The sequence below is a fragment of the Marinifilum sp. RC60d5 genome, from assembly GCF_052400665.1.
Taxonomy (GTDB): domain Bacteria; phylum Bacteroidota; class Bacteroidia; order Bacteroidales; family Marinifilaceae; genus JBQTGK01.
In genome coordinates this window covers 559,588-582,993 of record NZ_JBQTGK010000001.1, presented here as the reverse complement: position 1 = coordinate 582,993, position 23,406 = coordinate 559,588, and the positions used below count along the sequence as shown (strand labels likewise).

Genomic DNA, 23,406 nt, shown 5'->3' with positions numbered 1-23,406 from the left:
AATGATATTTGCTTTTTTAGAAGATAGACCCATTGAGACAATTGGGGGAGACATTCGTTTTCCTTGAGTGTTTATAGCTTATTTTAAGATTGCAAACTGCGATATTAATTCGTGGTGCATTATTTTTGATTTTTACAACAAATACTTAACACAATATCAACATGGCTAACATGCATTTTATTTCTCCGGAAAAATTAACTTTCGAGAGAATTGAAGAAATTTTAGAGAATAAATACAAATTAGGATTATCTGATGAGTCGAAAACTTTAATTCAAAGATCGAAAGATTATCTGGATGAAACCATTGCAAAATCAACTAAACCAATTTATGGTATAACTACTGGTTTTGGTTCACTTTGTAAAATATCAATATCCGAAGAAGATTTAAGTCAGCTACAAAGCAATTTGGTAATGTCTCATGCTTGTAGCATTGGTAATGTTATTCCTAAAGATATAATTCGATTGATGTTGCTTTTAAAAGCTCATGCATTGTCGATGGGAAAATCGGGTGTTCAATTGGCAACAGTTGAGCGAATTATTGATATGTACAATATGAATGTATTGCCTGTTGTACGTGACTTAGGTTCTTTAGGTGCTTCGGGTGATTTAGCTCCGTTAGCGAATTTGTTCCTGCCTTTATTTGGAGAGGGTGAAGTAATTTATGAAGACGAGATGCGCCCATCTAAAGAAATTTTAGCCGAATTGGGATGGGAACCACTTGCTTTAGGGGCAAAAGAGGGCTTGGCTCTATTAAACGGAACACAGTTTATGAGCGCTCATGCTGTTTATACATTGCTAAAAGCATTTCAGCTGGTAAAATATGCCGATATTATTGGTAGCATATCATTGGAAGGTTACGATGGAAGAATCGACCCTTTCCTTGCTCCAATTCACGAGGCTCGTCCTCATAGTGGACAAATTGAAACTGCACGTAACATTCGAACTCTTCTGGAAGGAAGCGAGTTTATTAAAAATGAAAAGAAAAATGTTCAGGATCCATACTCATTCCGCTGTATGCCGCAAGTTCATGGTGCTTCGAAAGATGCGATTAATTATGTAGCTGGTGTTGTTGAAACTGAAATTAATTCGGTTACCGATAATCCAACAATTTTTGTTGATGAAGATATGATTCTTTCAGGGGGTAATTTTCATGGACAACCATTGGCTTTAAGTCTCGACTTTTTAGCTATTGCAATGGCCGAATTGGGAAGTATTTCGGAGCGTAGAACTTATCGATTAATTTCGGGTGATCGTGATAACCCTGAATTCTTAGTTGCAAACTCGGGTTTAAATTCAGGATTTATGATTCCTCAGTATGCTGCTGCTTCAATTGTAAGTCAGAACAAGCAGTTGTGTACTCCTTGTTCTGTTGATTCTATTCCTTCGTCGAACGAGCAGGAAGACCATGTAAGTATGGGTGGTAATGCGGCTACCAAAACATTAAAAGTTGCAGAAAATGTAGAACGTATCTTAGCTATTGAGTTAATGAATGCTGCTCAAGCTGTTGATTTACGTCGTCCTGGAAAATCTTCTATATTTATTGAAGATTTCTTGTCTCAATTTCGCGAGGTAGTTACTTTTAACGAACACGATCGTGTAATGTACAAGGATATTGAATCGGCAATAGAATTTTTAAAAGAAGGAAGATTTGTGGGCCAAGAAGCAATTATCTGAGCCTAGAATAATATGAAATACTAAAGGCTGAATCAATTGATTCAGCCTTTAGTGTTATTTAATGTTTTGTTTATTTTTATTGTGTTCGCGAAAGCCTTTTTCTTTAATTCTTTTTAGAAGCATTCCCTGAAATTGTTTCTCTGAATGGTACAATTTCAGTACCTTTTTAATGGGAAGTATTTTTTTAAATTTTAAATGATATTCTTTATTGAGTTGAGCATCTTTAATTCGAGATTCAACCATAGCATCGCTAATACTTTCCAATTCGTTGCTGGGAATATTATCTAACCCAAAGTGCATTTTTTTGAATAACGACCTATCTTCTTGTCTTAAAGCTTCTTTTTTACTTTCAAGTTCATTATAAACAGGCCAAAATATTTGGGCTTCCTCAGGTGTTAATGCAAGTTTTTGGGTGATATAAGAAACTTTTTGCGCTTGAATTTCTTTGTGCATTCTACCACGTTTTTCTCCTCTGCCTTGTTGTGCATTGGCCGAAAAACAGAAGTTTAGTAGTATTGATATTGATATAATAATTCGATACATAGTTTAAATGTTATAGGTTTGCCAATAAATCATCTGTTTCTAGATCGTAATCGGTCAGGTAATCAATAATTTCATCCGAAGTAGTTTCTGACATATTATCAAAAAATAAATCGTACTCTACCTCTGTATTGTTAATAGTACTTGTATCTTCAATTTGTGATATTTGAGGATTTTGATAGTCTGTAGGAACCGAATTGGTAATAATTATTTTAATAATTAAAGCCATTCCAATAATACTGGCAGCCATCCACAAGTATGGTTTTACAAGTTGAAAAACTCCTTGTTTAGTTGGGTTTTCTTCTTTTTCGATTCTTTCCTGTACTCGATCACTAAGCTTATCGAAGTAATCGTTAGGAACTTTAAAAGGTTTATCTTTTTTCATATTCGACAGGTTATTCATAATTACCTATATTCTTTAGACTGTGAATATTTCTATTGGTTTAATTTAAACTATGTTTAAACTTAAAATAGATTCAATTTTTTTTACTGCATGATGGTAGGAAGCTTTTAAAGCTCCAACCGATGTTTCCAGTATTTCTGACATTTGTTCATATTTTAGTTCGTCGAAATACTTCATATTAAAAACCAGACGTTGTTTCTCTGGTAATTTTAGGATTGCTTTTTGCAATTCTAATTGAGCATTATCACCATCGAAATATTCATCGGCTTCTAAATTTGATAGCAGCAAGTCTTCTATTTCACCATTGGCATAAGCAAAATGCTTTTTTTTCTTGTCAGCAAGAAATGTTAACGATTCATTAGTCGCAATTCTATACATCCAGGTAAAAAGCCTGGCATCTGATCTGAAATTTTGCAAGCCTTTCCATATTTTTATGAAAGTATTTTGCAAGACATCATCGGTATCATCATGCGACATTACAATTTTTCGAATTTGCCAGTAAAGTCGTTCCTGATATTTTTTTACCAATAGGGAAAAGGCTTTGCTTCTGGTTTTTTTATCCTGAAAAAGTGCTAATATTTCTTCGTCAGATATAGTATCCATTAATATCTACTCTGTTATTAAAGTTTAAAAATAACTATTTGTTATTGCATTGTGAAAGGTATGACTGTAATCTTTTAAAAAGGTTTAATTAAAGGATAAAAAAAATCCGGAATCAATTCGATTCCGGATTTATATTTGAATAGTGAACTTGTTATTTTTGAAGTAATGCTTCTACTTCTTTTACAACATTTTCAGCTGTGTAACCAAATTTTTCATCAAGAACTCCTGCAGGAGCAGAATATCCGAAATGATCTAATCCAACAGATTTACCATTTGCACCAACTAATCCCTGAAGAGTTACAGGTAATCCGGCAGTTAATCCTAATACGGGAATACCAGCAGGAATTACCTCGTTTTGGTATTCAGCAGATTGGGTTCTGAATAAGCCTTCGGAAGGAACAGAAACGATTTGTACTTTCAATCCTTTTTTAGCGCGTAAAATTTCAGCACCAGCTACCAAAGTAGCCACTTCCGATCCACTAGCCAATAAAACGATATCAGGAGTTGATTTAGGTTTCTCAACAATATAAGCACCTTTTTTAGCTTGAAGAGCTTCTTCGTAACGATTTCCGTTTGACGGAAGTTCTTTAATGTTTTGGCGAGATAAAATTAAAGCCGTTGGAGTTTTTGTGTTCTCCATAGCCATTTGCCAAGCAACAGTAGCTTCATCGGCATCCGCAGGACGAAGAGCTAATAAACTCATTTGTCCAGAGTGATTTTTCAATTGTTCTAACAACCGAATTTGTGCTTCTTGTTCAATTGGTTGATGAGTAGGTCCATCTTCACCAACGCGGAATGCATCATGAGTCCAGATATATTTTACAGGAACTTGCATTAAAGCTGATAAACGAACTGCAGGTTTCATGTAATCAGAGAATACAAAGAAAGTTCCGCAGGCAGCATATAATCCACCATGAAGAGCAATACCATTACATATTGCAGCCATTGTTAATTCAGCAACCCCAGCCTGAAGAAATGCTCCAGAGAAATCACCTTTTTTCAAGGCTTTTGTATTTTTTAAGAATCCATCGGTTTTATCAGAATTACTCAAATCAGCCGATGAAACAATCATATTTTCAGCCTTAAGAGCTAATTCTGCTAGTACAGCAGCAGAAGCACCACGAGTAGCAGTACCCGAAGTTTGTGTAATTGCAGAGTAATCAATTTCAGGAGCATTACCGCTAAAGAATTTTTCTAATTTAGCAGCTAACTCCGGATTTGCTTTTGCCCATTCGGCTTGTTCAGCTTTTTTAGCAGCAGCATATTCTGTTTTCTTTTTAAGAATTTCTTTATAGTATTCTTCTACTTCAGGGAAAACCTGGAAAGGATCTTCAGGATTTCCGCCTAAATTTTCAATTGTTTTATCAAGAGAAGCTCCGGCAGCTCCAAGAGGTTGACCATGAGTCGATACCATATTTTCGAAGCTTTCACCTTCTGCAGTAACAGCACCTTTACCCATTAATGTTTTACCAATAATAATAGTTGGGCATTCTGTTTCTTTGTTAGCTGATATTAATGCTTCTCTAATTTCAGATGCATTGTTACCATTGATTGAAATTACATTCCAACCCCATGCTTCGTATTTTTTTGCAGTATCTTCAACAGTAACTTCTTCAACTTTAGTAGAAAGTTGAATGTTGTTAGAATCGTAGAACATGATCAGGTTACTTAATCCTAAAGTTCCGGCAATTCTACCCGCACCCTGAGCGATTTCTTCCTGAATACCTCCATCGGAAATGAAAGTATATGTTTTGTGAGACATCCATTCGCCGAAACGAGCAGCCAAAAATCGTTCTGCAATTGCAGCACCTACAGCCATTGTGTGTCCTTGTCCTAATGGACCGGAAGTGTTTTCAACACCTCTAGTAATATCAACTTCAGGGTGACCAGGAGTTGGAGATCCCCACTGTCTGAAATTTGCTAGTTCGTCCATGCTATAATTTCCTGTTAATGCAAGAATAGAGTATAGCATTGGTGACATGTGACCTGGGTCAAGGAAAAATCTATCGCGATTAATCCAGTTCTTGTCCGAAGGGTCGAAATTTAAAAATTCAGAATAAAGTACGTTTACAAAATCAGCACCGCCCATTGCACCGCCTGGGTGACCCGATTTTGCTTTTTCTACCATTGCAGCAGCAAGGATACGAATATTATTCGACGCCTTGTCAGTAACTGTCAGATCCGCTTGGTTGTTCATTTCTTTTAGATCCATTTTAACAAATGAGATTTTAGATTATAAAAACTTGGTAAGGTTTTATTAATGCATGCAAAGATATAAAAAAAGGCTGTTTTGCATTGTTGAAATTTATCTAAATAGAAGATACTTAATTAAAAGGCTAAAAAATGCTCTTGTAATTACATAAGTAGTTTAAATTAAATATATATACCTTTAATTAAAGACGAACAGGAATCGATTTCCCAGATATAATTTCAAAACTTGTTTTGCGCGAATTTTGAGATAGGGAGGCATTTTTATTTCTGAAAATAACATGATAAATACCGGGCTGAAGAGTTATGGTTTCTCTTAAGGTTTTTTCATCCACATTATAAATCCACTCTAATTTTCCATTGTGTTCTACAAAAATACTGCATGGACCTGTAGTAGGTTTAAAAATTGTGGCAATACCGGGTTGTGGAATAATAATAGAAGTGGTTTTACTTTGATCAATTTTTATATCCGAAATGATAATTTTTGGAAGGGTAAGGATTTCTAAATCATATTTCCCTGTTAAGTATTTTATACTTTTATTTACATCTTGAGTGTTAATAATCTCATTGGATTTTTTTACAAGAATTTTTAAGTTTTTGTATAATGTGGTGCGAGCCGATACGATTTTTAACATTCCCTGAGGTGCATCGAATCCAATTTTAGTATGTTTTCCCGGAACTATAGATACGCTGTCGCGATGAATTTCGGGTATCGTATGAATCGTAATATCGTAGTTTTGAAGTGGATCAATGTATAAAGTATCCGGATTACCTTTAGCATTTAGTGTATGCATAAATTGATACCGAACTTTTCCCGACAGGCTATTGTAAAAGGTCATGGCAACATCTGTTTCGCTTGGAGAACCATTGGCATCAATTAAATTTACCTGAGTTGATGTTTTGTTTAGTACTTGTGAGATAACATATTCGAGAGCTCCACCAAATTTTTGTTCTTTTTCAACTTGCAAATAATTTCCTATGCATTCGAAACTACTTTTAAAGTTAACATCTAAACCAATACCAATAATAAAAGGTTTTAAGAAAATACCTGCTTTTTGTAATTTTAAAGATACTTCACAAGGATCTCCATCACAGGCTTCAACGCCATCGGTAATTAAAATTACAACATTTCTTACACCGGGTTTATTGGCAGGAAAATCATTAGCTGCAAGTTCTAAGGAGTGAGCGATAGGAGTAGTGCCTTTCGGAACAAGAAATCTTAATGTTTGCCGAATTTTGCCTGCATTGTTAGACATAAAGGGCACTTCTAATTTTGTATCATTACAATCTTGGGGAGGAACAACGCTTTGATGACCATAAACCCGTAAAGCCATTTCAACATTACTTTCACATTCAAGGCTATCAACCATGCGAATTAGAAACTTACGTGCAATATCAATCTTTTTTGACTTATCCCAATAACCATTCATACTTTGGGAAGCGTCAAAAATAAAAAGAATTTGAGTTTTTTCTTTTTCAGCATTCAGCTTATTATGAGCAGTAACTTTATTAGAGAATAATATGCTCAGTAAAATAATAATGAAAGTAAAATTGCGTATCAAAAGTCTCTTTTTAATTGTTAACTGTATAAATATACTTATAGTAAAGTAAAATTAAAATAAACAAGAAGGTAAATTATCAATAGTTATTTTTAAATTTAATTTATTGATGTAGATAAACTCTTTTAAAATATATTTTATTGTATGAATAAATCGGTATTGTATACTGTGTTTTCGATATTTTGTTTGCTTATTTTTTGGTTTTTATTTTCCGAACCTTCTGGTTTAATTGTGAAAATTCGTGTTAATAAAAACAGTAGAGAATATAGTAATGTATATTACTTAAAGAAAGATAAGTTTAAGGTTGTAACTGGAAATAGGGTGATTATTTTTTCGGAAGGGAATTTATGCTTTGCTGATATAAAAAAGAAAAAATACTGGAAAGGAAGTCGAAATGATTTTAATCAATCATTATTTGAAATTCGATTATTCTCAAGTTCTAAGTATATGTTAATGAATAAAGATTATCAGAAACAATTAAATACAAAGCAAGAAAAAACTTTAGAAAGAGATGGTCAAGAAATTTTTAGTGAAAAGATAAATGAGAGTAAAGATGTAGAAATTCAGGAAAGTCCAAATTATAAATCGATAGCAGGTTATGCTTGTCGTAAATTTTTAATTGTACAAAATAATATTGTTGTAGAAGAAGTTTGGATAGCTGGCAATTTGAAAAATTATTTAAATTACGATTTAAATTTAGATTTGTATCGCGATTATATGGAGAGTTTACTTCAGCATAACGATTCGAAATTGTATGATCATATGGAATCTTTCATGAAGATTGTTGAAAATGGTTTTCCAATGGAAATTATTATATTTGGCGATGAAACTCCTACTAAAACTAAAGTAGAAAATCTTATTAAAAAGAAAATTGATGATTCGGTTTTTACAATTCCCGACGATTTTGAATATAGCGAGATTGTAAATTTGCTGCAATAAATTACTTTACATAGATTAGATTTTATTTTTCTGAATCAATGAGTCTTTGGATAATTTTAAGCAGCATACTTTTCGAAGAAAGATCTGATGATGATGATGTAAGAAGACAAATTGCTTCATTCAATTTTTTCTTTGACGTAATAAAATAATAATATTGAAGGGAACTTATTTCGCTTTCAAAATTTAACACAATTCTTGCGTATTGATAGTATTCCATGGCAATATTAAATTTATTTCCCGAATTTGTTTTTAGAATTTCTTCTGTTGTTTTTAGTCTCTTTATTTTATTGGATAAAGAATTAAAATAATTTAGAGTATCTGTGAAGTTGTAACTTGCTGGACTTTTATTCAGGTATTTTTGAATTTACTTATCGCTACGATTAAAAACATGAATTGATACAGGTGTTTTAAGAAATTGCCACATTGGAATAATAGCGAGATGTGAGAGTACAAATTTTTCTGGTGCAAGCATGAAAAATTTATTTGTATTATTTTTAATGCCCCAGTGATAAAGAATTGCACTAGACCAACTTAAATAAAAAATACGCCATTGTTGATTTATTTTTGAAACATTCCAAGAATGGGGAGCTCTATCTTGTAAATTGCCATTTTTAGAAATATATGCGTTAATGGAATAAGATTCGTATCCGGAATAATTACAGAACAACTGAAATAATGTGGAGAAACTTTCACAGACAGCTTGTATTTTTCTGAGAACACATGCCGGAGACGAACAATTATTTGAGCCCATATAGAATTGAACTTTCGAATCGTACATTAATTCTACCTGATCTTTATATTATATATTCGATATAATCCAAAAATAGAAAGCCTGAACTTTCTTCCTCTTGTGAAATGGCCCCGGAAATCAGAGAAGAATGAAGATCTATTAAGTTATTACATACGTTATTAGGCGTGTTTCTTATCTGTCGATTTATCAAAAGGGAAGTTCCGAAATTAGGATTTTGGGCCTGCAAATAATTTATTGTAGCAAGAAAAAAACGAGTCTAAAAATAAATGGTTTAGTAATATATAGTTTTACTTATCTATAAAACTAAATAAAATGGATTATAATAAATTACGCTTTGTTTTGAGTTTATTAACAAATTTTTAGGAGAAGAATCAGGAAAATTGGCACAACGAAAATTTAAATGTACTTTTGCACAGATTTTTAAAAATTGAATAGTTGCAAATCAAAATAATATAGAATTGCCATGGCATTACAGTGTGGAATTGTAGGATTACCAAATGTGGGTAAATCAACCTTGTTTAATTGTTTGTCGAATGCAAAAGCACAATCGGCTAATTTTCCTTTTTGTACAATAGAACCAAATGTTGGAGTTATCACGATTCCCGATGATCGTTTAATAAGATTGTCGGATTTGGTGAAGCCGGAACGTGTTCAGCCTTCGGTAATGGAAATTGTTGATATTGCTGGTTTGGTAAAAGGTGCGAGTAAAGGTGAAGGATTAGGGAATAAATTCTTATCTAATATTCGTGAAACAAATGCTATTATCCACGTTTTACGTTGCTTCGAGAACGATAATATTGTTCATGTTGATGGTTCTGTTGATCCGATTCGTGATAAAGAAACAATTGATATTGAATTGCAGTTAAAGGATTTGGAAACTGTTGAAGCAAGACTTCAAAAAGCTGCTAAGTTGGCTAAAATTGGAAAAAATCCTGAAGCAAAACGTTTAGCCGAAGTTCTGGAAAGATACAAAGAAGCTTTGGAACAAGGAAAGTCGGCTCGTGTAGTTGAGTTGAGCGAAGCAGAAGAGAAAGTAACCACAGATCTTCATTTATTAACCACTAAGCCAATTCTTTATGTTTGTAATGTTGATGAGGCTTCGGTAAAAGATGGCAACAAACATGTTGATGCAGTAAAAGAAGCAGTAAAAGACGAAAATGCAGAAGTATTAGTGGTGGGTGCTGGAATTGAATCGGATATTGCAGAGCTCGAAACTTACGAAGAGAAGCAAATGTTTTTGGAAGATTTAGGATTGGCCGAGCCTGGTGTTAATAAATTAATAAAAGCAGCTTTCCGACTTCTTAATTTAGAAACCTACTTTACTGCAGGAGTTAAGGAGGTTCGTTCCTGGACATATCCTAAAGGAGCAAAAGCACCACAGGCTGCAGGAGTTATTCACACCGATTTTGAAAAAGGTTTTATTCGTGCCGAAGTAATTAAGTACAAAGACTTCTCGGAATTAGGCTCTGAGAATGCTTGTAAAGAAGCAGGAAAAATGAATGTAGAAGGAAAAGAATATGTTGTTCAGGATGGTGATATTATGCACTTCCGTTTTAATGTATAATCTTATATCTAAATAAATAACAATAGCCGTTCTTAATTGAATGGCTATTTTTTTTGTTGATTTAAATAAATCAAGATTAGTATATTTGTCATCGGTAATGATTATAAATTTTCATTGCTAATTATTCATAATTAATAAGGATTGTATGTTTCGTACATTATTGCTGATAGGAATGGGTGGTTTTTTGGGTAGTGTTTCCCGCTTTTTGGTAGGACAAGGACTTCACCGTTTTTTCGATACTATTTTTCCCATTGGAACAATGACTGTAAATATTGTAGGAAGTTTTATCATTGGAGTAGTTTACTCGTTAGCCGAACGCGATAATTTAATTAATCCGGAAATGAGAATGTTTCTTGCCGTAGGATTTTGTGGAGGATTTACTACTTTTTCATCATTTGCTTTCGATCAACTTAACCTTTTAAAAGACAATGGATTTTTGTATCTTTCTATATACATGGCTGGAAGTGTGTTTTTGGGACTTTTAGCTGTTTATTTTGGAACTGTTATTCATAAACTTTTTTAGATAAGAGAAATAACTTTTCTATTATCTTGATAAAGAATCAATTTTATGAAGTTAGAAGGAAAAGTAAAATTATTACGTGTTTTTGTTGGTGAAGCCGACAAAGTTTACCAACGCCCATTATATGAGGTTATTGTTTATGGGGCTAAAAAATACGGATTAGCGGGTGCAACCGTTCATCGGGGAATTATGTCGTACGGTGCCAGCTCCAGAATTCACACTTCAAAAATATTTACTTTATCCGACGATCTTCCTATAATTATCGAGATCATAGATTCTACAGAAAAAATAGAGGGATTTCTTCATATTCTTGAATTACTTATCGAGAAATCGGGTGGTGGAGGTATCGTTACGATGGAACAAGTTGATGTAATCCGATATCAGGCCAAAGCCAAATAGAAAAAATTGATACCTTCTAATTCGCATTTACTAATTTTACCAGTATAATTTAGGGTGAATCAATTATATTTGTTGCTGAAAATAAAAATCTGCCAACATATATAGTATGAACAATTCCATCAAAAACTTATTGTTGATATCATTTCTGATATTAAATTCCATATTTGCTAATGCTCAAGGGACTCGTAAAATTCCATCAGAGAAACCTAAACTGGTTGTTGGAATTGTAGTAGATCATTTGCGACCCGATTACTATTTTAGATATTCGAATTTAATTGGCGATGGTGGATTTAAACGTTTAATGAATCAGGGAACTTACTGTAAAAATACAAAGTTTAGCTATTTGTATTCACAAACAGGTCCCGATCATGCCACTATTTTTACGGGAACGCCACCCGCATATCATGGAATTATTTCTAGTGGCTGGTACAATCGTTTATCGGGCGAATTAAATCTGGCAAAAAATGATGCAAACAGTAAATTGGTAGGAGTTGAATCAGAAGAAAAAGGAAAATCGCCTAAAAATTTATTGGCTCCAACTATTGGCGACGAAATAAAATTATTTAACGATCATTCACGGGTAATTGGTATTGGCTTAAATTCTGAAGCTACATTATTTTCTTCTGGACATGCTGCTGATGGTGCTTATTGGATGGACGATTTATCTGGAAAGTTTATTACCTCATCTTATTATCAGGATACTATTTACAATTGGGTAAATGAATTTAATGAAAAGAAATTCGCTGATTTCTACATGGATCGAATCTGGACACCTTATGATGGAGAAAATAAGCCAACAGTTTCTGATAAAATTCTTGGAAAAGTAGGCTTGAATAATGAATTCTACTACGATTTAAACAAAGAAAAAAGAACTTACGGATATAAAGCAATTAAGGCAACTCCTTTTGGAAATATGCTGGTAAAAGATTTTGCAATTGCATCTATTATCAATGAAAATTTAGGTCGCGATGACGATTCTGATTTTTTAGCATTAACCTTTTCATGTTTGGATTATAAGCACAGAGAACTTTCTCCTTTTGCTCCCGAAATGGTCGATAACTTTATTAGATTAGATAGAGAAATAGAACATTTTCTTAATTTTTTAGATGAGCAAATAGGTATGGAGAATGTGTTGGTATTTTTAACTGCCGATCAGTCGGCAAATTATACACCCGAAAATTTACAAGCACAAAATATTCCTAATGGATACTTTAGTTCTTACAATGCAATGGCTTTATTAAAGTCGTATTTAAATGTAATGTATGGAAATGGGGAGTGGATTCTGGGATACGATTCGCAACAGGTGTATTTAAATCGTCAGTTAATAGAGGATTCGAAACTATCTCTTGAAGATATGCAGGTGAAAGCTGCGAACTTTTTAATACAATTTACCGGAGTAGCCAATACAATTCCGGCCAATAGTCTTATTAAAGCAAATTATACACACGGTATCATGCAAAAAGTACAGCGTTCCTTTAATCAAAAGCGCTCGGGCGATGTAATGATAACCCTCGAGCCTGGATGGATGCACAAAATTAAAGATGAGAGTGACGAGATTGCACAATATAGCTATACCAATCAGGTTCCTTTATTTTGGTTTGGTTGGAAAATTAAGAGATCAACAATAACCCGTTCTGTTCAGGTGGAAGATATTGTACCTACGATCTCAAATTTTCTGAATATTTCGATTCCAGCGGGTTGTGATGGGAATCCAATTGAAGAACTAACTCAGTGAAGAGTTAATTTATAATAAATTAGGTTCAAGTATCAGAAAAAAAAGTTGAATAATCCAGGCTATAACTGTCCATTTTTGATATTCTTTGAATGTTATATGTTCGAAATCGAGAAAATCAAAAAAGTTTATCCTTGGTGTAAGGGTTTCTGTTTTTTCAATATTTTGTTGTTTGCTTAAATTTTTAAATGCAGTAAACAGGAATATCCAAAGTGCACCAATGATATATGGGCTAATTAGTACAGAAAAAAATGTAGCTATTGAATTACTAAGGATAATTATTTTTTCTTCTGAGATAATATAAATTGCAAGCGAAGTATTACTAAATGGAATTATGAAATAGAAAAATAGTCTAAAATTAATTCGATTTAAATAGAAGTAGAGTAAATTCATAATTTCAATAGGATATTAATTTACCGCATAAACCAATAAATATTCATCGAAGCGTAAATACTCAAATCTGTACTTTTTTGCAAAATCGGATCTGCAAACTTCACCTGTAAAATATTTATCGTTGGGTTGAAAAGTATGGATTTTTAACTCATCAATTAAGTGAACATCTTTTTTACCATAGAGTTTAATGAGACATTCTTTTGCACACCAGTGCTGATACAGATGCAAAGTTTTATCTGTTTGAGAAATGTTTTCCAACTCATGTTTTGAGAGAAATCGACTGGCAATTCTATGAACCCGTTTTGATAAATATTCCATATCAAGAGCAGGAGTGTGTTTTCCGCTAAGCAAAATAGCCACGTACGATTTGGTATGAGTAATGCTAAGATTTAAATTGCTGTTAATGAGATATGGTTTTCCGTGTTGGTTGTTGCAAATCTGAATATGTGAACCCAGACATTGTTGAATTAAGATTCGAGTAGTTAGAAATTCTTTTTTTCGGGACTCACTACCAAATTTGTCGAATCTTTTAAAATCATTATCACAAAGATTTACCATTTGCAAGAGCTCTCCTACTGATTCGGTAATTTTCCAAATGTAAAGATCAGAATCAGAATTGTTTTGTATGTGCTTGTAAAGTGGCATTCTTAGCTTATTTCCATTTAAGAGATTCTATTAATTGAACTACATCTTTGTCGATGTAATTAATTACAGGAGCTAAAGAATCCTGATTTGGATGTTCCTTAAAATATAATGCCCCACGAAGAAAATGTTTTGTACTATCGGTGGCTACAAATTGTATCGATGAGGCCGCATTTCCTTTAATACGATAAATTAATGCATAAACTTTATCCTTACTATTAAAGTAGGTTTGTTCGCCAATAGCATCGGCTTTAATGCTATGTTTGTAAGCCATTTTTCTAGAGTCTTCGAGATATTCCTCTATATTATTCTCTACATTCTTATAGCTTAAGTGAATGGTAGCTTTATAAGCCGGATACTTGAGGTTTAGCCAGAAAGGTTCTGCTCCTTTTGACCGATCATGTTTAACTTGAACAGTTTTTAAAATATCGAAAGTACATGGGTAATCAATTCCTATATTTTGATATTCTTTTTCAGGTAAATCGATTCTGAAAAATCCTTTAGGTTTTGGAGTATATTTTTTCTTACAGGATATCTGAGTTGCCATAAGACAGACAAGAGTAATTAGTAAGAAAATTTTATTCAATTTCATAAGCTGATAATTGAGAGTAGAAAAAATGAATCACAATACTAATTTTGTACGAAATTACTTTTTCGTTTCGATTTTTGGAGGAAGAAAACGAATTTTCTTTATTCTTCGATTGTCAACGGCCTCTACTATAAATTGGTAAGTCTTATATTTAAATGCTTCTTTCTTTTGAGGAATATCACCTTTAATTTCAAGTAATAATCCGGCTAAGGTATCGGCATCGCCTTTTATATTTTCGAATGTTTCAGAATCAAGATCTACAATTTTAAAGAAATCATTCAATAAAGTTTTTCCTTCGAATAAATACGATCCATCTTTTTCAAGAGTATAAGTTTCCTTTTCTTCGTCCGATTCGTCGGTAATATCACCAATAATTTCTTCCAAAATATCTTCCATAGTTATTATGCCCGAAGTACCGCCATACTCATCAACAACAATTGCCATGTGATTTTTTTGAGTTTGAAATTCTTCTAAAAGATCATTAATCTTTTTTGTTTCGGGTACATAATAAGGTGGACGAATAATAGATTGCCAGCGAAAAGTATTGGGTTTGTGATGATGAGGTAAAAGATCTTTTACATATAATATACCACGCACATTGTCGAAAGTGCCGTCGTAAACGGGAATTCTGGAATATCCCGAATCGATAATGGTTGCTTTTACTTTCCCAAAAGCCGCTCTTACGTCTAAAGCAATAACATCTACTCTCGATTTCATTATTTCCTCAACATTAATATTACCAAAATTCACGATTCCTTCCAGAATTTCCATTTCATCGGTAATTTCATCGGCAGTAAGTTCAAGGGCTTGTGAGAGGTCTCCCATTGAAATATTTTGCTTTTTAGAAATTCGTTTATTTACGATGGAAGTAGATTTTATTAATATCACAGAAAGTGGACGAAAAATTTTCTCCATATAATACAATGGGAAAGCCATGAATTTAGAGAAACGAACCGAAGTTTGTGTAGCGTATACTTTGGGAATTATTTCGCCAAATAGGAGTAATAAAAATGTAATAATTACGACTTGTACCAAAAAACCAATTGTAGGAGCATGCGAAAAATCGACCAGCGAATTGGTAATATAGCTCGATAAAATTACAATGCCTACATTAACAAAATTATTGCCTATAAGTATGGTGGCTAATAGTTGTTCTGGTAGTCGAAGTAATTTAAGTAATCGCTTATTTTTAGGATTTTCTTCCGACTCAATATCGTTTACCTGTTGCGGCGAAAGAGAAAATAAAGCAACTTCCGAACCCGATATTAGGGCCGAACAAAATAAAAGAAGTACCATAATAAGCAGACTTATAATGGTACTTATGCTTAATGAGTAAAAAACAATATCTGAATTGTTTAAAAAAAGAGTTGAAAAACTATCAGTTTCCAATTTTTGTGTAAAATTAGTTTGCAATAGGATAATTAGAATGGAAGATCATCAGTTTCTTCTTCTGCTACCGACTCGTTAGCTGGTTTTGTGCTTTGTGCAGTGTCAGAACTAACCTGAGCTGCAGGTCCTTCGTTGTCACCTTTTCTTCCCAGCATTTGCATATTATTGGCCATTACCTCTGTAATGTATTTTTTATTACCATCCTGATCGTCCCATGAACGTGTTCGCAGACTACCTTCAATGTATAATTGCATGCCTTTTTTAACGTAGTTTTCTGCTACTTTAGCCAAGCCACGCCACAGTACAATATTATGCCACTCTGTTTGTGTAACTTTCTCACCATTTTTTGTGTAAGTTTCACTTGTTGCTAAAGGAAAATTACATACACTTACGTCGTTATCGAAGTATTTTACTTCTGGATCTTTACCTACGTTTCCAACGAGGATTACTTTATTAACTGCCATTTTTATTAAGTTTTTTATTAAATAAATTAAAGATACAAAAAAAATATTGTATCATAATTATTAATAGCTTGTTTTGTTATTTTAGTCTTGATAGGTGATTTTCAATTAATTTAGGGAATGGGTATTTATCCATATCCTCATTTTTAATGAAAAAAACATTCTTATTCTTTGAGCTAAAATTCTTGTTAATTTCTATATGAAGAAAGCAAGCATGAATATTTTGATGACTTAGTTTATGGATTATTGGCTTAGATTGAAATTTAATTACAGCATTACAATCATTCAAATAATTTTTCCATTTACGGCTCTCAATTAACTGTTCGTTTTTTAAAGGCGTAGCGCTTTCAATAAGAGGATACTGATACATATTTTGCCAAATATCTTTTCCTTCTCTTTTTTCAATAGCAAATCGATCCGGACAATATAGGAACAAATAGTAAAAATATCGATCTTTCAGTCTAATTTGTTTGCTCTTTTTGGGTAATATTTCTATCATCTGATTACTATATGCATAACAATTTGCCAATAGAGGACAGTTTTCGCAATCCGGAGACTTTGGAGTACACTGTAATGCTCCAAATTCAATAATTGCCTGATTGTATATTTCGGGAGACGCATCGGCTAGGGTTTCGTTTGCCAGTTTTTGAAATAATTTTTTCCCTATTGTTGTATCAATGGGTGTTTCAATTCCAAATAAGCGTGATAAAACACGAAATACATTACCATCGAGTACCGCATGAGGTAAATTAAAAGCAAATGAAGATATTGCCGCTGCAGTATAAGTGCCAATTCCTTTTAATTGTATTATTTCTTTATAAGTAGCAGGAAATACACCATCATATTCTTGTTGAACTGTTTTTGCTGCATAGTGTAGATTTCTGGCTCGCGAATAATATCCTAGTCCCTGCCAAAGATTTAAAACTTCTTGTTCTTTAGCTTTTGCCAGACAAGAAAGCGTAGGGAAGCGTTCAATAAACCTATTATAATAATCAATTGCAGTAGCAACTCGGGTTTGTTGAAGCATGATTTCTGAAATCCAAATTAAATACGGATCTTTGGTTTTTCTCCAGGGAAGATCCCTTTTATTTTTGGAATACCAGTTTATGATTTGGTTATTAAGCATCTCGAAAAAATTGAATGTTAGAATTTTTTTTCAAATTTGCGTAAAAATATTTGTTTTCGATTTCATTAATAACTGGAAATCTTATATATTTGCAATCTGATTTGAGGAAATGATGTTGTAAATAATTGATAATTAAAGATTTTTTAAGAGATGACTAAAGCAGATATTGTTAACGAGATTTCTAAAAACACAGGAATTGAGAAAATTACAGTACAGAAGACTGTTGAAGCTTTTATGGATACAATTAAGGGTTCATTGGTGAAAGGTAAAAATGTGTATTTAAGAGGTTTCGGTAGTTTTATCGTTAAGAAAAGAGCAGAGAAAACTGCAAGAAACATTTCTAAAAACACCACAATTATTATCCCTGAGCACTTTATTCCGGCATTTAAGCCAGCTAAAACTTTTGTGAGTAAAGTGAAAACTAACGTAAAGTAGTTTTAAGATATTAATTAATTAAAATATTCTAGTTATGCCTAGCGGAAAGAAAAGAAAAAGACATAAAATGGCTACGCACAAGCGTAAAAAAAGATTAAGAAAAAATCGTCATAAGAAGAAGAAATAATTCTTAATTGCTTGTTTGTAAGAACAAAATAAATAAACCTAAAGAACTTTTTAGTACTTTAGGTTTATCTATTTGTAAGAACTGATTACCTTTAACAAAAATAAGAAGAATTTAATAGTGAGTAACGAGCTTGTAATTGATGTAAATCCTAATGAAATTGTAATTGCTCTTTTAAGCAACAGACAGTTGGTTCAATTAACTAGAGAAAAAAGTAATCTTCAGTTTGCGGTAGGAGATATATATTTAGGAAAAGTAAAGAAAATTATGCCTGGATTAAACGCAGCTTTTGTTGACGTTGGGTATGAGAAGGATGCTTTCCTTCATTATTTGGATTTGGGACATCAGTTTCGTTCATTAAATAAATTCTTACAACAAGCCCTTGCAAGAAAAGGACGCAATATGTCAATCTCGAAAATGAGATTGGAACAGGATATTGACAAAAACGGTAAAATAGCTGATGTTATTAAATCGGGTCAGTATATTCTTGTTCAAGTTGCAAAAGAACCAATATCTACAAAAGGACCGAGACTTTGCTCTGAAATTTCCATTGCAGGACGAAATATTGTTCTGATGCCTTTTTCAGATAAAGTATCTATTTCTCAGAAAATTAAGTCTGCCGAAGAAAAGAATCGTCTGAAACAATTGCTTCAGAGTATTAAGCCTAAAAATTACGGGATTATTGTGCGTACCGTTGCCGAAGGGAAACGTGTTGCCGAATTAGATCAGGAATTAAGATCTTTGGTCGAAAAGTGGGAGGATAGTTTTTTGCACATTCGTGAAATGAATCCACCAAAACTTGTCTTGGGAGAAATGGATAGGACTACTGCTATTTTGCGGGATATTTTGAATTCATCTTTCGAAAATATCTATGTAAATGATGCAAGTGCTGCCAAGGATATTAAAAATTATATTGCAGGAATAGCTCCTGATAAGGCAAAAATTGTAAAGCATGTAAGTGGTGAATTACCTATTTTTGACCAATTAGGAATTGATAAGCAAATAAAATCATCCTTCGGGAAAACGGTTTCATTTAAAAATGGAGCATATCTTATTATAGAGCATACCGAAGCTTTTCATGTTATTGATGTTAATAGTGGAAACCGATCTAAAGCAGGAAACGATCAGGAAACAAATGCATTAGAGGTTAATCTGGCTGCAGCTGATGAAATAGCTCGTCAACTTCGTTTGCGAGATATGGGTGGTATTATTGTAGTCGATTTTATTGATATGCATTCTGCCGAAAACCGTCAAAAGTTATTCGATAGAATGAAAGAGATTATGAGTACTGATAGAACCAAACACAATATCTTACCTCTTAGTAAGTTTGGTTTAATGCAAATTACTCGTCAACGTGTTCGTCCTGAAATGAACGTCGAAATTCAGGAAACATGTCCAACCTGTATGGGATCGGGAAAAATAGAACCTTCCGTATTGCTGACCGATCAGATAGAAGACAAATTAAAACTTGTTGTGGCTCAACAGAAGGATAAAAAAATTACATTGAAAGTACATCCTTTTGTGGCAGCATATATCAACAAAGGTTTATGGAAAACTTTGCGAAGACAATGGCAATCTCAGCTGAATATTAAGCTTAGTATTATTGCAATACCATCTTACGATTTGTTAGGATACAAATTTTTCGATCAGAATAATTGTGAAATAGATTTGTAAAATTCGATACATAATATATTGTGCAACTTCTTAAAGATATGTTAAGAGGTTGTTCTTGTTTTGTATAGGTGCTATATAGTGTTAATTTTGTTTGTCTTATATGCAACAAAATTATACTATATGAAACTAAAGTTTATCGTATTATATTTAGCTATATTCTTAAATGGTATTGGCTTAAGTCAAGCACAGATCTTGCAAACCGTATCATGGGATTTTTCAACTGAAAAAATTAATGATACCGAAGTAAACCTCGTATTTAAAGCAACAATAGAAAAAGACTGGCATTTATATTCTCAGCATTTCGAAGATGGTGGTCCTATTCGGCTTAGTGTTGCGTTTAATGAATCTTCTAACTATGAAAGATTAGGAGAGCTTAATGAAATTACCAAAGCTAAAGAGGAATTCGACGAAATATTTGAAATGAATATTCAATATTTTGAAGGAGAAGCTATCCTTAAGCAAAAGATAAAAGTATTAAACGATAAAGCTTTTTCGCTTACCGGAGAAATGGAATACCAAACCTGTAGGGAAGGAGAGTGTGTTTTATTTACTCCTGATTTTGAGTTTAAGATTAACGAAGGCAAGAGCGCACTTGTAAAGGAGACCAGTTTTGAAAAAGAAAACCTTACGCCTCCACAAAAATCGAAAGAAAAATATGCCTCTCTTTGGACTTTATTTATAGCTGCTTTTGCATTTGGATTAATAGCTTTGCTTACTCCCTGTGTTTTTCCTATGATTCCGATGACGGTTTCTTTTTTCATGCATAGTTCTGAAAACAGACGTAAAGCAATTTTCAATGCAATTTTTTATGGTATTTCTATAATTGGTATTTATACTATTATAGGTACAGTTGTAGCCATAACCTTAGGTGCTGATTTTGCCAACTGGCTGAGTACTCACTGGGTTCCGAATGTTCTGTTTTTTGCAGTATTTATAATTTTTGCATTTTCGTTTTTCGGAATGTTTGAAATTACCATGCCTAGCTGGTTGGTTAATAAATCGGTAGCAAATGAAGATAAAGGTGGAGTTGCCGGATCATTTTTTATGGCTTTTACATTGGTGTTGGTATCTTTTTCGTGTACTGGTCCAATTGTAGGTTCCATTCTTGTGCAATCGGCTGGTGGTGAAGTTTTAGAGCCAATTATAGGAATGCTAGGCTTCTCTTTGGCATTTGCGCTACCATTTACATTATTTGCTATTTTTCCTTCCTGGTTAAATAATTTGCCCAAATCTGGTGGATGGTTAAATTCTGTGAAAGTTGTTTTGGGATTTATTGAATTGGCTTTGGGCTTAAAATTTTTAAGTATTGCTGATCAGACTTATCACTGGGGAATTTTAGATCGTGAAATATATTTAGGACTTTGGATTGTAATTTTTACTTTACTAGGTTTTTATTTATTAGGCAAGTTAAAGTTTAGTCACGATAGCGATGTGAAATTTATCTCGGTTCCACGTTTAATGTTTGCTATAGTATCTTTTTCTTTTGTGGTTTATATGATTCCAGGAATGTTTGGAGCACCTCTAAAAGCTCTGTCGGGATATTTACCACCTCAAAGTACTCAGGATTTTGATATTGCAGCTATTGTTCGTGATCAATCTGGGGCATCTTTTAAAAATGAAGCTCAGGGCATTTGTGAGGAACCAAAATATGGTGATAAATTACATTTGCCACATGGTTTGCATGGATATTTTGATTTCGAACAGGGCTTAGCTTGTGCAAAAAAACAAAACAAACCTATATTTATTGATTTTACCGGTCATGGTTGTGTTAATTGTAGAGAAATGGAAGCTAGTGTATGGTCTGATGCTCGAGTACAAAAAATATTGCGTGAAGATTATGTGATTATTGCTCTTTATGTAGATGATAAACAGGAGCTTCCAGAGTCGGATTGGGTAACCTCTTCTTATGATGGAAAAGTTAAAAAGACTCTAGGTAAAAAATATGCTGATTTTCAGATTGCCCGATTTGGTGTAAATGCTCAGCCTTATTATGTATTAATGGATTTAGATGAAAATAAATTAGTTGAACCCAGAGCTTACGATTTGGATGTGGATGCATTCATAAAATTTCTTGAGAATGGGAAAAAAGCTTTTGAAAAATAATAGTTGACAATAAGTATAAAAGAGTCGGAAAAATGTATTTTCTGACTCTTTTTTTTACCTGATATTTAAAATATTTATAAATACCTATTAGGTGTATTTCTGAATTATAATTCCTATTTTTAAAAGTTTGCCTGAAAAAAGGGCAGGCCGCATTAATCTTTTAAAAATAGAAATTACGTATGGAAAAATACGATGTGATTATTGTTGGAGCTGGTCCTGCCGGTATATTTTGTGCTTATGAATTGGTCAAAAGCAGAAGTGATTTAAATATTCTAATTCTTGAAAAGGGAAGAGGGATGGACAAAAGAAATTGTCCGAAACATACCAATGGAGGAACTTGTGTCCACTGTAAACCTTGTAGTATAACTACAGGATGGGCTGGAGCTGGTGCCTACTCCGATGGAAAATTATCCTTGTCGCACGAAGTAGGTGGAACTTTACCAGACTATATAGGCATTGAAGAAACCATTAAATTAATTTCCTATACAGATGATATATATTTAAAATTTGGTGCTGCTACCGATATTCATGGTGAAAAATTAACTGCTGAGATGGAATCTATCCGCCGAAAGGCAATTGAATCTAACCTAAAATTGGTTCATTGTCCGGTTCGACATCTTGGAACAGAAAAAGCGCAGGATTTGTACCGTAAACTATATGATTTTGTTACAAGTAAAGGGGTCGAAGTCCGTTTTAATTGTGCTGTAGAGAGTTTAATTTTAGAAGAGGATAGAATTATAGGAGTTAAGAATGGAAAAGGTAACTATTACAGCGATTTAGTAATGGTATCCGTTGGTAGAGATGGTGCTGATTGGTTAATGCAAGAATGTAGTAAAGAGAGTATTTCTACTGAGGTTGGTGTTGTTGACATAGGAGTTCGATTGGAGTGTAGAAATGAAATTATGCAGGACATAAATGATAATTTTTACGAGGCAAAATTAATTCATTACACTCAAACTTTCGACGATAAAGTACGGACTTTTTGTAGTAATCCTGGAGGATTTGTATCTTCAGAATATTACGATGGTAACCTTGCAGTTGTGAACGGCCATAGTTTTAAAGACTTAAAAAGTGATAATACTAATTTTGCCCTTTTGGTTTCGCAAAAATTTACTGAGCCATTTAATGCTCCAATAGAATATGGTAAGCACATAGCTCGTTTGGCAAATATGTTAACGAATAACCAGATTTTGGTTCAGCGATTTGGGGATCTAGTTCGCGGACGCAGAACTACCTCAAAAAGATTATATAGAAACAATATTATTCCAACACTAAAAGATGCTGTACCTGGAGATTTAAGTCTGGTTTTACCGCATAGAATTTTGAAGGATATTGAAGAGATGATTTTAGCACTGGATAAAGTTACTCCAGGTTTAGCTTCGGACGAAACGTTATTATATGGAGTTGAGGTTAAATTTTATAGTAATATTACTAAGGTAGATAAAGGTTTTCAATCTACATCGGTTAAAAATTTATATCTTGGTGGCGATGGTGCAGGAATCACAAGAGGTTTGATGCAAGCTTCGGTAAACGGAGTTGTTATTGCCAGAGAGTTATTGAAACAGCTTTAAAACAAGAA

21 protein-coding genes are annotated in these 23,406 nt (G+C 33.2%); 10 read left to right on the top strand and 11 right to left on the bottom strand.

The window, feature by feature from the left end; genetic code table 11:
* Positions 1–161 precede the first annotated feature (161 nt).
* Positions 162–1,673, top strand: a complete 1,512-nt coding sequence (gene hutH, locus ACT3CE_RS02360; RefSeq protein WP_444708165.1) for a histidine ammonia-lyase — start codon at positions 162–164, stop codon at positions 1,671–1,673.
* 54 nt (positions 1,674–1,727) lie between these two features.
* Here the strand turns inward: hutH and ACT3CE_RS02355 are convergent, their stop codons facing one another.
* The 5 genes from ACT3CE_RS02355 to ACT3CE_RS02335 form a co-directional block, all read right to left on the bottom strand.
* Positions 1,728–2,216, bottom strand: a complete 489-nt coding sequence (locus ACT3CE_RS02355; RefSeq protein ID WP_444708164.1) for a hypothetical protein — start codon at positions 2,214–2,216, stop codon at positions 1,728–1,730.
* A 10-nt stretch (positions 2,217–2,226) separates the two neighbouring features.
* On the bottom strand, positions 2,227–2,598 hold the full coding sequence (locus tag ACT3CE_RS02350; protein WP_444708163.1) for a hypothetical protein: 372 nt from the start codon (positions 2,596–2,598) through the stop codon (positions 2,227–2,229).
* Between the two features lie 63 nt (positions 2,599–2,661).
* Positions 2,662–3,219 (bottom strand): RNA polymerase sigma factor, encoded by a 558-nt coding sequence (locus tag ACT3CE_RS02345; protein ID WP_444708162.1) that lies wholly within the window; start codon positions 3,217–3,219, stop codon positions 2,662–2,664.
* Between the two features lie 151 nt (positions 3,220–3,370).
* The gene (locus ACT3CE_RS02340) at positions 3,371–5,431 is read right to left on the bottom strand and encodes a transketolase family protein (RefSeq protein ID WP_444708161.1); all 2,061 of its coding nucleotides are present in this window, start codon (positions 5,429–5,431) and stop codon (positions 3,371–3,373) included.
* 181 nt (positions 5,432–5,612) lie between these two features.
* Positions 5,613–6,989 carry a vWA domain-containing protein gene (locus tag ACT3CE_RS02335; RefSeq protein WP_444708160.1) on the bottom strand — a complete coding sequence of 459 codons (1,377 nt, stop codon included), beginning with the start codon at positions 6,987–6,989 and terminating at the stop codon, positions 5,613–5,615.
* Between the two features lie 141 nt (positions 6,990–7,130).
* Here ACT3CE_RS02335 and ACT3CE_RS02330 point away from each other — a divergent pair, with 141 nt between their 5' ends.
* Positions 7,131–7,925 carry a DUF4412 domain-containing protein gene (locus tag ACT3CE_RS02330; RefSeq protein WP_444708159.1) on the top strand — a complete coding sequence of 265 codons (795 nt, stop codon included), beginning with the start codon at positions 7,131–7,133 and terminating at the stop codon, positions 7,923–7,925.
* 364 nt (positions 7,926–8,289) lie between these two features.
* On the opposite strand, the gene ACT3CE_RS02325 is transcribed toward ACT3CE_RS02330, so the two are convergent.
* Positions 8,290–8,676: a hypothetical protein gene (locus tag ACT3CE_RS02325; protein ID WP_444708158.1), complete on the bottom strand. Its 387-nt coding sequence runs from the start codon at positions 8,674–8,676 to the stop codon at positions 8,290–8,292.
* A 463-nt stretch (positions 8,677–9,139) separates the two neighbouring features.
* Here ACT3CE_RS02325 and ychF point away from each other — a divergent pair, with 463 nt between their 5' ends.
* The 4 genes from ychF to ACT3CE_RS02305 all read left to right on the top strand — a co-directional run bounded on the left by ychF (position 9,140) and on the right by ACT3CE_RS02305 (position 12,894).
* Entirely contained in the window at positions 9,140–10,240 is a 1,101-nt protein-coding gene (gene ychF, locus ACT3CE_RS02320) for a redox-regulated ATPase YchF (RefSeq protein WP_444708157.1), read from the top strand.
* A gap of 145 nt (positions 10,241–10,385) precedes the next feature.
* The gene (crcB, locus tag ACT3CE_RS02315; RefSeq protein WP_444708156.1) at positions 10,386–10,763 is read left to right on the top strand and encodes a fluoride efflux transporter CrcB; all 378 of its coding nucleotides are present in this window, start codon (positions 10,386–10,388) and stop codon (positions 10,761–10,763) included.
* A gap of 45 nt (positions 10,764–10,808) precedes the next feature.
* Positions 10,809–11,159 (top strand): DUF190 domain-containing protein, encoded by a 351-nt coding sequence (locus ACT3CE_RS02310; RefSeq protein ID WP_444708155.1) that lies wholly within the window; start codon positions 10,809–10,811, stop codon positions 11,157–11,159.
* A gap of 106 nt (positions 11,160–11,265) precedes the next feature.
* A complete protein-coding gene (locus tag ACT3CE_RS02305; protein ID WP_444708154.1) occupies positions 11,266–12,894 on the top strand; it encodes an alkaline phosphatase family protein in 1,629 nt (542 codons plus the stop codon).
* Between the two features lie 405 nt (positions 12,895–13,299).
* On the opposite strand, the gene ACT3CE_RS02300 is transcribed toward ACT3CE_RS02305, so the two are convergent.
* The 5 genes from ACT3CE_RS02300 to mutY form a co-directional block, all read right to left on the bottom strand.
* Positions 13,300–13,929 (bottom strand): 4'-phosphopantetheinyl transferase family protein, encoded by a 630-nt coding sequence (locus ACT3CE_RS02300; protein ID WP_444708153.1) that lies wholly within the window; start codon positions 13,927–13,929, stop codon positions 13,300–13,302.
* 7 nt (positions 13,930–13,936) lie between these two features.
* Positions 13,937–14,518 carry a gliding motility lipoprotein GldD gene (gene gldD / locus ACT3CE_RS02295; protein ID WP_444708152.1) on the bottom strand — a complete coding sequence of 194 codons (582 nt, stop codon included), beginning with the start codon at positions 14,516–14,518 and terminating at the stop codon, positions 13,937–13,939.
* Positions 14,519–14,572: 54 nt separating this feature from the next.
* Entirely contained in the window at positions 14,573–15,811 is a 1,239-nt protein-coding gene (gldE, locus tag ACT3CE_RS02290; RefSeq protein WP_444708151.1) for a gliding motility-associated protein GldE, read from the bottom strand.
* A 125-nt stretch (positions 15,812–15,936) separates the two neighbouring features.
* On the bottom strand, positions 15,937–16,368 hold the full coding sequence (locus ACT3CE_RS02285; RefSeq protein WP_444708150.1) for a single-stranded DNA-binding protein: 432 nt from the start codon (positions 16,366–16,368) through the stop codon (positions 15,937–15,939).
* Positions 16,369–16,444: 76 nt separating this feature from the next.
* Positions 16,445–17,491 (bottom strand): A/G-specific adenine glycosylase, encoded by a 1,047-nt coding sequence (gene mutY / locus ACT3CE_RS02280; protein WP_444708149.1) that lies wholly within the window; start codon positions 17,489–17,491, stop codon positions 16,445–16,447.
* 150 nt (positions 17,492–17,641) lie between these two features.
* Between mutY and ACT3CE_RS02275 the strand changes: the two genes are divergently transcribed.
* The 4 genes from ACT3CE_RS02275 to ACT3CE_RS02260 all read left to right on the top strand — a co-directional run bounded on the left by ACT3CE_RS02275 (position 17,642) and on the right by ACT3CE_RS02260 (position 23,398).
* Complete coding sequence (locus ACT3CE_RS02275; RefSeq protein ID WP_054714163.1) at positions 17,642–17,926, top strand: HU family DNA-binding protein; 285 nt, start codon at positions 17,642–17,644, stop codon at positions 17,924–17,926.
* Positions 17,927–18,170: 244 nt separating this feature from the next.
* Positions 18,171–19,724 (top strand): Rne/Rng family ribonuclease, encoded by a 1,554-nt coding sequence (locus tag ACT3CE_RS02270; RefSeq protein ID WP_444708148.1) that lies wholly within the window; start codon positions 18,171–18,173, stop codon positions 19,722–19,724.
* Between the two features lie 120 nt (positions 19,725–19,844).
* Positions 19,845–21,827, top strand: coding sequence for a cytochrome c biogenesis protein CcdA (locus tag ACT3CE_RS02265; RefSeq protein WP_444708147.1), 1,983 nt, complete (start codon positions 19,845–19,847; stop codon positions 21,825–21,827).
* 179 nt (positions 21,828–22,006) lie between these two features.
* The gene (locus ACT3CE_RS02260; RefSeq protein ID WP_444708146.1) at positions 22,007–23,398 is read left to right on the top strand and encodes an NAD(P)/FAD-dependent oxidoreductase; all 1,392 of its coding nucleotides are present in this window, start codon (positions 22,007–22,009) and stop codon (positions 23,396–23,398) included.
* The last annotated feature ends 8 nt before the right edge of the window (positions 23,399–23,406 follow it).

What these genes read in the sequence shown, in the direction of transcription:
- hutH (WP_444708165.1), top strand. Translation starts at nt 162, where the DNA reads ATGGCTAACATGCATTTTATTTCTCCGGAAAAATTAACTTTCGAGAGA.
- ACT3CE_RS02355 (WP_444708164.1), bottom strand. Translation starts at nt 2,216, where the DNA reads ATGTATCGAATTATTATATCAATATCAATACTACTAAACTTCTGTTTT.
- ACT3CE_RS02350 (WP_444708163.1), bottom strand. Translation starts at nt 2,598, where the DNA reads ATGAAAAAAGATAAACCTTTTAAAGTTCCTAACGATTACTTCGATAAG.
- ACT3CE_RS02345 (WP_444708162.1), bottom strand. Translation starts at nt 3,219, where the DNA reads ATGGATACTATATCTGACGAAGAAATATTAGCACTTTTTCAGGATAAA.
- ACT3CE_RS02340 (WP_444708161.1), bottom strand. Translation starts at nt 5,431, where the DNA reads ATGGATCTAAAAGAAATGAACAACCAAGCGGATCTGACAGTTACTGAC.
- ACT3CE_RS02330 (WP_444708159.1), top strand. Translation starts at nt 7,131, where the DNA reads ATGAATAAATCGGTATTGTATACTGTGTTTTCGATATTTTGTTTGCTT.
- ACT3CE_RS02325 (WP_444708158.1), bottom strand. Translation starts at nt 8,676, where the DNA reads ATGGGCTCAAATAATTGTTCGTCTCCGGCATGTGTTCTCAGAAAAATA.
- ychF (WP_444708157.1), top strand. Translation starts at nt 9,140, where the DNA reads ATGGCATTACAGTGTGGAATTGTAGGATTACCAAATGTGGGTAAATCA.
- crcB (WP_444708156.1), top strand. Translation starts at nt 10,386, where the DNA reads ATGTTTCGTACATTATTGCTGATAGGAATGGGTGGTTTTTTGGGTAGT.
- ACT3CE_RS02310 (WP_444708155.1), top strand. Translation starts at nt 10,809, where the DNA reads ATGAAGTTAGAAGGAAAAGTAAAATTATTACGTGTTTTTGTTGGTGAA.
- ACT3CE_RS02305 (WP_444708154.1), top strand. Translation starts at nt 11,266, where the DNA reads ATGAACAATTCCATCAAAAACTTATTGTTGATATCATTTCTGATATTA.
- ACT3CE_RS02300 (WP_444708153.1), bottom strand. Translation starts at nt 13,929, where the DNA reads ATGCCACTTTACAAGCACATACAAAACAATTCTGATTCTGATCTTTAC.
- gldD (WP_444708152.1), bottom strand. Translation starts at nt 14,518, where the DNA reads ATGAAATTGAATAAAATTTTCTTACTAATTACTCTTGTCTGTCTTATG.
- gldE (WP_444708151.1), bottom strand. Translation starts at nt 15,811, where the DNA reads ATGGTACTTCTTTTATTTTGTTCGGCCCTAATATCGGGTTCGGAAGTT.
- ACT3CE_RS02285 (WP_444708150.1), bottom strand. Translation starts at nt 16,368, where the DNA reads ATGGCAGTTAATAAAGTAATCCTCGTTGGAAACGTAGGTAAAGATCCA.
- mutY (WP_444708149.1), bottom strand. Translation starts at nt 17,491, where the DNA reads ATGCTTAATAACCAAATCATAAACTGGTATTCCAAAAATAAAAGGGAT.
- ACT3CE_RS02275 (WP_054714163.1), top strand. Translation starts at nt 17,642, where the DNA reads ATGACTAAAGCAGATATTGTTAACGAGATTTCTAAAAACACAGGAATT.
- ACT3CE_RS02265 (WP_444708147.1), top strand. Translation starts at nt 19,845, where the DNA reads ATGAAACTAAAGTTTATCGTATTATATTTAGCTATATTCTTAAATGGT.
- ACT3CE_RS02260 (WP_444708146.1), top strand. Translation starts at nt 22,007, where the DNA reads ATGGAAAAATACGATGTGATTATTGTTGGAGCTGGTCCTGCCGGTATA.